We start from the raw sequence: 6,983 nt of genomic DNA, 5'->3' as shown, positions 1-6,983 counted from the left end.
ACAGCGGCTCCCCGCGCAACGCGCCCGCGGATGCCGTGCACGGCCTCCTCGCCCTGGACGGCACCCCGCCGTCCGAGATCCTCCGGCGGGGCCGGGAGCAGGTGCGCCAGTACGGCGGACGCGTCGTGTTCGGCGAGGTGGTCTCCGCCGGGCCTGCCGCCCCGTCGGCGGACGGGGACCTGCGGTTCACCGTCACCCTGGCCGACGGCCGCCGCATGACCGCCCGCCGCATCCTGGTGGCCACCGGCCTGAAGGATGTGCTGCCGCAAGTGCCCGGGCTCGCCGAGCACTGGGGACACAGTGTGGTGCACTGCCCTTACTGCCACGGCTGGGAGGTGCGCGACGAGCCCATCGGCATCCTCGCCACCGGCCCGGCCTCCATCAACCACGCGTATCTCTTCCGTCAGCTGACCGAGGACCTGACCTACTTCACCCACGGCACCGACCTGGACGAGGACAACCGCGCCCGCTTCACCGCCCGCGGCATCCGCCTCATCGACACCCCCGTCACCGAGGTCGTCGACGACGAGGACGATGCCCTCGCCGGAGTGCGCCTGGCCGACGGCCAGGTCGTGGCCCGCCGCGTCCTCGCGGTCGCCGCGCCGATGCAGGCCCGCACCCAGGGCCTGGAAGGCCTGAACCTGCCGGTTCAGGAACTGCCGGGCAAGGGCCACGGTTTCGCCTCCGGCCTGTCCGGCAGCACCGACGTGCCGGGTGTGTGGGTGGCCGGCAACGCCACCGATCTGGTCGCCCAGGTCGGAGCCTCCGCAGCAGCCGGCGCACTCGCCGGCGCCGACATCAACAGGATGCTGGCCATCGCGGACACCGACGCGGCCCTCCAGGGGATCTCGAAGCCCTGAGATCTCGGCCCGTCACCCTCGCCTCACCTTCATCAGTGAGGAAACCAATCAGTTTCCATTCCAGACGGTTTTCAGTCATGCCCACCAAGCAAGGGAAGAAAATGAGTACCAGCATCGACCGCGGGGCGCCCGCCCCCGGTAAGACCGACTCGGGCCTTCGCGGCTCACACGCCGTGCGCTGGTGGGTGCTGGTCGTCATAGGCACGGCACAGCTGATGGTCATGCTCGATGCGACCGTCGTGAACATCGCGCTGCCCGAGGCGCAGCAGGACCTCGGCTTCAGCGACGGCAGCCGGCAGTGGGTCATCACGGGGTACGCCCTGGCGTTCGGCAGCCTGCTGCTGCTCGGCGGCCGCCTCGGTGACCTGTTGGGCCGACGCACCCTCTTCGTGATCGGCCTGGCAGGTTTCGGGGTCGCGTCCGTCGTCGGCGGCTCGGCCAGCAGCTTCGAGATCCTCGTCGCGGCACGTGTGGCCCAGGGCCTGTTCGCCGCGGTGCTCGCGCCCGCGGCACTCTCCCTGCTCAGCGTGACCTTCACCGAACCGTCCGAAAGGGCGAAGGCCTTCGGTATCTTCAGTGCGCTGGGCGGCGCGGGCGGCGCGATCGGGCTGCTGGTCGGCGGCATGCTCACCGAATGGGCGTCCTGGCGCTGGGTGATGTACGTGAACGTCGCCTTCGCGGTCCCCGCCCTGATCGGCGCGTTGCTGCTGCTGGCCAAGCCCGCGATCACCCATAAGCCCAAGCTCGACATCCCTGGCATCGTCGTGGTGAGCGCCGCGCTGTTCGCCGTCGTCTACGGGTTCGCACACGTCGAGTCCACCAGCTGGACCAACCCGGTCGCCCTCAGCTCCATGATCACCGGCGCGGTGCTGCTCGCGGTGTTCGTCCGGCTGGAGACCAGGGTCGCGCATCCGCTGCTGCCGCTGCGCCTCGTGCTGGACCGGACCCGCAGTGGTTCGTTCCTGGCCGTGTTCGTCCTGGGCATGGGGATGTTCTCGATCTTCCTGTTCCTGACCTACTACTTCGCGGCCAGCCTCGGCTACTCGCCGATCAAGACCGGTCTGGCGTTCCTGCCGATGGTCGCGGCCGTCGTCGCCTCGTCGACCACGATGCCTTCGCTGGTGCTGCCCAGGATCGGCCCGAAGATCGTCGTCAGCGCCGGCTTCCTGGTCGCCGCAGCCGGTATGGCCCTGCTGACCCGGCTCGAGCTGGACAGCACCTACACCACCCACATCATGCCCGGCCTGATCCTGCTGGGTCTCGGCATCGGCGCGGTGATGACCACCGCGATCCAGGGGGCGACCTCGGGCATTCACCACGAGGACGCGGGTGTCGCCTCGGCGCTGATCAACACCGGCCAGCAGATCGGCGGCTCCATCAGTACGGCGCTGCTGACCACCGTCGCCTCGTCGGCCGCGACCGACTACCTGACCTCCCACAAGCCCAGCGCGCTGGCCGCGGCGCAGGCCGGGGTCGAGGGCTACACGGCCACCCTGGCGTGGGGCTCCGGGTTCTTCCTGGCCGGTGCGGTGATCGCCGCGTTCCTGATCCCGAACCGGGCCCTGGAGCCGTCCGAGGGCGAGCCCGTGATGGCCCACTGAGCCTGGATCCACCCCACAGAGGCCCTGCTACCCGCGATGACTGTCGTTCTCAGGACACGCATCAGCACAGGAATGCGGGACATCTCCAGGGTTCCACCGCGACCGTCCCGCCCTGCGCATCCACGACGGGACGTCCTCCGCGATGGACCTCACCACCCGCCACCCGCGCACCGGAGAACTGCTGTCCACAGCGAAGTTCATGGCGCGCCAGACCCCACAGGACACACTCGCATGAAACGACGTAGATTCCTCGGCGCGACCACCGCATCGCTGGCCGCCACCCAACTCGCCGGGCCCGCCCACGCCACCAGTCCAACTGCCGGTCCAACCGCCGGTCAGTACACAGTCGTCGCCCGCTTCTGGGGCTCGATGCCGACGGGTGTCACCGTCTCACGCCACGGCCGAATCTTCGTCAACTTCCCCCGCTGGGGCGAGGACGTCCCGTTCACCGTCGCCGAACTGCGGCACGGGAAGCCCGTGGCCTACCCCAACGCCGAGGTGAACCGCGAGGACGCCTCCGACCTGGCCGGGCACTTCCAGTCGGTGCAGAGCGTCATCGTCGACCCGGCCGACCGGCTGTGGATCCTCGACACCGGAAACCCGCTGCTCGCCGGGTCCTCCTACGGCGGCCCGAAGCTCGTGGCAGTCGACCTGCGCACCGACCGGATCGTACGGAAGATCCTCCTCCCGCCCGAGGTGGTGCCGTCGAACAGCTACCCCAACGACGTGCGCTTCGACCTGCGGCGCGGCGCCGAGGGCATGGCCTTCATCACCGACTCGGGCAGCTCCAACGGCGTGATCGTGGTCGACCTCGCCACAGGCCGCTCCTGGCGGCGACTGGCCGGGCAGCCCTCAGTGCTCCCCGACGAGCAGTTCCTTCCGACCATCGAGGGCGAGCCCTTCATGATCCGCCCCGCGGGCGGCGAACCCATGCACTTCGAGACCGGCTCCGACGGCATCGCTCTCAGCGCCGACGGCACGCGCCTCTACTACTGCCCCCTGTCCAGCCGCCGACTGCACAGCGTGTCCACCGACGCACTCGCCAACCCGGACGCCACCGGCGCCGAGGTGGCGGCGACGGTCGAGGACCACGGGTTCAAGCCGATGGCCGACGGTCTGGAGAGCGACGACAAGGGACGGCTCTACGGCGGCGACCTGGAACACAACTCCATCTGGCGCAGGAACCTGGACGGCACCTACCGGACCCTCGCCCAGGGCAGTGACCTGATCTGGGTCGACACCCTGTCCGTCGCCTCGGACCGGCACCTGTACGCCATCGCCAACCAGCTCAACCGGCTGTCGCCCTTCCACGAGGGCGAGGATCTGCGCCGCAAGCCCTATCTCCTGGTCCGCCTGCCGATCGACGCCGGGCCGGTCAGGCTCGTATGACCTCTCCGGCCCGCGTCACGCGACTGCCTGGTCGCTGTCCCTGTCTGGACCGGCCGCGCACACCCCGCTCGTCTACGCCTTCGGGGGCTTCCACCCGCGCTACTACACGAGGCGGTACGACACCCCCGACGCGACCGCGCTCGCCCGCCGGGTCGCCGGAACCATGCCGCTCGTTGCAGACCGCCGTGTGACACCGACAGCCGTGTGACGACAACACCGAATCAGATCGCCTTCATTGAGGAAACGAACATGACCGAAACCGCAGACCGGATCATCGACGCCCTGCGCAGCGGGCACGACCACCTCGCCGCTGTGGTGCACAGACTCACCGCGGCCGATCTCAGCCGCCCGTCCGGCGCGTCGGAGTGGGACGTCTCCCAGGTGCTCAGCCATCTGGGCAGCGGCGCCGCAATAGGCCTGGCCGCACTGGAGGGCGCGACGGGCGGTACGGGTGCCCCCGACGGCGACTTCAACAAGTCGGTGTGGGCCCGCTGGGACGCGATGACCCCGGCCGAGCGCGCCGAAGGCTTCGTCACCGCGAACCAGGCGCTGGTCGAACGTTACGAGGGCCTCGACGCGGGGGCCCGCAGTGACCTCCGGATCGACCTCGGCTTCCTGCCAGCGCCGGTGGACGTCGCGACCGCGGCGGGGCTCCGGCTCAGTGAGCTCGCCCACCACTCGTGGGACGTCGAGGTGGCCTTCGACCCGTCGACGACCCTGCCATCCGCCGCGACCGGGCCGCTCCTCGACCAGGCCGGCATGATGCTGGGCTTCATCGGCAAGGCGGACGCCCTGGAGGACCGCCCCGTCGCCGTCGCGGTGCACACCACCGCACCCGAGCGCGCCTTCGGTCTCTTGGTCGGCGAGACGGTCGCGCTCACCGGCGAACCTGAGAACGCCGACGCCGTGCTGACGGCTCCCGCCGAGTGGTGGCTGCGGCTCGTCGCCGGTCGGCACGCCCCCGCCCACACCCCGTCCTCCGTGACCCTCACCGGCGACACCGTCACCCTCGACGACCTGCGCAGGATTTTCCCCGGGTTCTGACCCGGCGGCGAGGCAACGGGCACGGGAACACGCCCTCGCCCGCGCGTTTCACTTGGGGTCGTGTCCGGAGCATGAGCGGCACAGCGAAAGCCGCAGATCAGCGCCCCCGCCCAGCCGGCGTGACGACAGAGATCGCCTCGGACCACAACTGGCGACGCTCGCCGACGTCGGGGGCCATGACCGCGATCTGCCCTCGCCCGCATACGGACGGATCGCAGGTCGACGGAACACCGCAGGAAACAGATCGACGCTCTCTCTATCCCACACCACAGGAGACAAGCCATGTCCGCTACCCCGACCGAGATCGCTGAGACATTCATCGCGCACTGGAACGCCAATCGCGTCGAGGAGGCCTTGACCATGCTCTCCGACGACGTGCTTTACGCTTGATTCTGTCGGGGATCTTGGAGTTGCCGAGGTCAGGTGCCGAGGGTTCGCCAGGACTTCGGCCGGGGGATCTCGCGCCGGTCGAGGTAGTTCTGGAAGGCAGTCGGCCGGCGGGGCGTGGGTGCTTCCTCGGTCGGCGGCAGTCCGCTGAGGCGCTCGATGTTGATGGCGATGGCGGTCAGGACGTGCTGGATGTGGGCCTTTCCCTGTCCTCGGTAGCGGCAGTGGCGCATGCCGTGTCCGTGGGCGAACTCGTTGACCGTTCCTTCCACCCCGGAGCGCACCGCGTAGCGGCTCTTCCACTCGGGTGTCTGCTGCTCGGTGCGGACGCGGAGTTGCAGGTCGCGGAGTTCTCATGGGGGAAAGCCCACGGTGCGGGTGCCTTCGCGGGAGGTGGTGCACTGGGCGCGGGCCGGGCAGGGGTGGCACTGGCTCTTGGTGAACCGGGCCACGATCAACGGGGCCGCGGTGGGTGAGGAGGTCGGGTAGGGGCCGTGCCAGCCCGCGCTGACCTGGCCCTGGGGGCAGGTGACCTGCTGGCGGTCGTAGTCGATGTGAAAGTCGTCCCGGGCGAAGCCCTCGCCTCGGCGGTGTTGGCGGGTGGGGTTGCTGCGGAGTGGCCCGGAGACGGTGACCTGGTGTTCACGTGCGGCTTGTTCCAGGTGGGGCAGGGAGGTGTAGCCGGCGTCGACCAGATGCTCGGCGGGCAGCAACTCGCGTCGGGCCAGGCGGGTGTGGATGCCGGGCAGGACCTGGCTGTCGTGGGTGGTGGCCGCGGTGGTGGCCACGTCCGTGATCACGTTGGGACGGTCGGGAGCACAGGTCTCGGTCAGGTGGGCGGAGAACCCCTTCCAGCTGATGATGTGTCCGTGCCGTGCGTAGCGGGCCGAGGTGTCGTAGGGAGAGACGATCGCCCGGGACGAGGGTGGCAGCCCGGGCCCGCCTTCCTTCTCGGCGGTGCGCCAGCGCAGGTGTCCTGCGGCGTTCCGGTGGTAGCTCTGCATCATGATCTGGCGCAGGGCCTGGACACGCGGGCCCCACGCGCGGTCCGCTCCGCGACGGTAGAGGTGCTCCAAGAGCCGGACGGCGTCGTTTCCGGTGGCGAGGATCCTGGTCTTGGGCTTGGTGGGGTTCTTGCCCAGGCGGACCGGACGGCCGTAACGGCGTCCCCAGTCCTCATCGACCAGATCGTCCAGCAGGTGAGGAGAGATGCCCGCGACTTCTTCCAGTGCCGCGCGGACCGCCTCAGTGACCAGCTCCAGGCGGGTCAGATCCCGCACCGCGGCCGGGACATGGGTGGAGTCGGTGCGCTGCGTGGTGCGTTCGCGCACCAGGCCGGCCTCCTTGAGGCGGGCCAGCGCCAGGTCGAGGAGGCGGTCGGCACGGTCGTCTTCGGCGAGACGGTCGCGGAAGTCGGCCAGCACGCTGTGATGGAAGCCTGGATCATCCAGCTCCATGGCCATGGCGTGTGAAGTCGATGCGGCAGCGGACCGCCTCGGCGGCCGGCCGGTCCGACAGACCGAGCAGGAACTGCAGCACACAGACGGTGGCCAGCTGAGCGGGAGAGAGCGGACGCCCGTCGCGCGGGTACCAGTGGACGAAGTCCTCGTCGCACCACAGCCCATCGAGCCGGTCACGCACCCATGTCGCCGTCGTACCGCCCGGGTTGCTCGCCCGCGCGATCTGCGCAGTCAGAGACGGG

Annotated in this window: 7 protein-coding genes; 4 read left to right on the top strand and 3 right to left on the bottom strand. The window is 69.8% G+C overall.

Annotated elements, in window-relative coordinates:
- The 4 genes from ABZ464_RS40315 to ABZ464_RS40300 all read left to right on the top strand — a co-directional run.
- Positions 1-860: NAD(P)/FAD-dependent oxidoreductase (locus tag ABZ464_RS40315; RefSeq protein WP_359286474.1), on the top strand; the 860-nt coding region annotated here is incomplete at its 5' end.
- A gap of 101 nt (positions 861-961) precedes the next feature.
- Positions 962-2,461, top strand: a complete 1,500-nt coding sequence (locus ABZ464_RS40310; RefSeq protein ID WP_359286471.1) for an MFS transporter — start codon at positions 962-964, stop codon at positions 2,459-2,461.
- Positions 2,462-2,692: 231 nt separating this feature from the next.
- Positions 2,693-3,850: an L-dopachrome tautomerase-related protein gene (locus ABZ464_RS40305; RefSeq protein ID WP_359286469.1), complete on the top strand. Its 1,158-nt coding sequence runs from the start codon at positions 2,693-2,695 to the stop codon at positions 3,848-3,850.
- A 249-nt stretch (positions 3,851-4,099) separates the two neighbouring features.
- Positions 4,100-4,894: a maleylpyruvate isomerase family mycothiol-dependent enzyme gene (locus ABZ464_RS40300; protein ID WP_359286466.1), complete on the top strand. Its 795-nt coding sequence runs from the start codon at positions 4,100-4,102 to the stop codon at positions 4,892-4,894.
- Positions 4,895-5,313: 419 nt separating this feature from the next.
- Here ABZ464_RS40300 and ABZ464_RS40295 read toward each other — a convergent pair whose 3' ends face one another.
- The 3 genes from ABZ464_RS40295 to ABZ464_RS40285 are packed head-to-tail and all read right to left on the bottom strand — an operon-like array spanning position 5,314 to position 6,922.
- Positions 5,314-5,622: a transposase gene (locus tag ABZ464_RS40295; RefSeq protein ID WP_359286496.1), complete on the bottom strand. Its 309-nt coding sequence runs from the start codon at positions 5,620-5,622 to the stop codon at positions 5,314-5,316.
- A 12-nt stretch (positions 5,623-5,634) separates the two neighbouring features.
- A complete protein-coding gene (locus tag ABZ464_RS40290) occupies positions 5,635-6,738 on the bottom strand; it encodes a hypothetical protein (protein WP_359286464.1) in 1,104 nt (367 codons plus the stop codon).
- Positions 6,725-6,922: a transposase gene (locus tag ABZ464_RS40285; RefSeq protein WP_359286463.1), complete on the bottom strand. Its 198-nt coding sequence runs from the start codon at positions 6,920-6,922 to the stop codon at positions 6,725-6,727. Before ABZ464_RS40285 ends, ABZ464_RS40290 begins: the two co-directional genes overlap by 14 nt.
- Positions 6,923-6,983: the final 61 nt, after the last annotated feature.

The sequence above is a fragment of the Streptomyces sp. NPDC005820 genome (assembly GCF_040630255.1).
Taxonomy (GTDB): Bacteria; Actinomycetota; Actinomycetes; order Streptomycetales; family Streptomycetaceae; genus Streptomyces.
Note: the sequence above shows the minus strand (reverse complement) of the source record. Positions and strands in the feature narration are given on the sequence as shown.

Excerpts from the sequence above, each read along its gene's own strand:
- ABZ464_RS40305 (WP_359286469.1), top strand. The coding sequence starts at position 2,693 with ATGAAACGACGTAGATTCCTCGGCGCGACCACCGCATCGCTGGCCGCC.
- ABZ464_RS40290 (WP_359286464.1), bottom strand. The coding sequence starts at position 6,738 with ATGGAGCTGGATGATCCAGGCTTCCATCACAGCGTGCTGGCCGACTTC.
- ABZ464_RS40310 (WP_359286471.1), top strand. The coding sequence starts at position 962 with ATGAGTACCAGCATCGACCGCGGGGCGCCCGCCCCCGGTAAGACCGAC.
- ABZ464_RS40300 (WP_359286466.1), top strand. The coding sequence starts at position 4,100 with ATGACCGAAACCGCAGACCGGATCATCGACGCCCTGCGCAGCGGGCAC.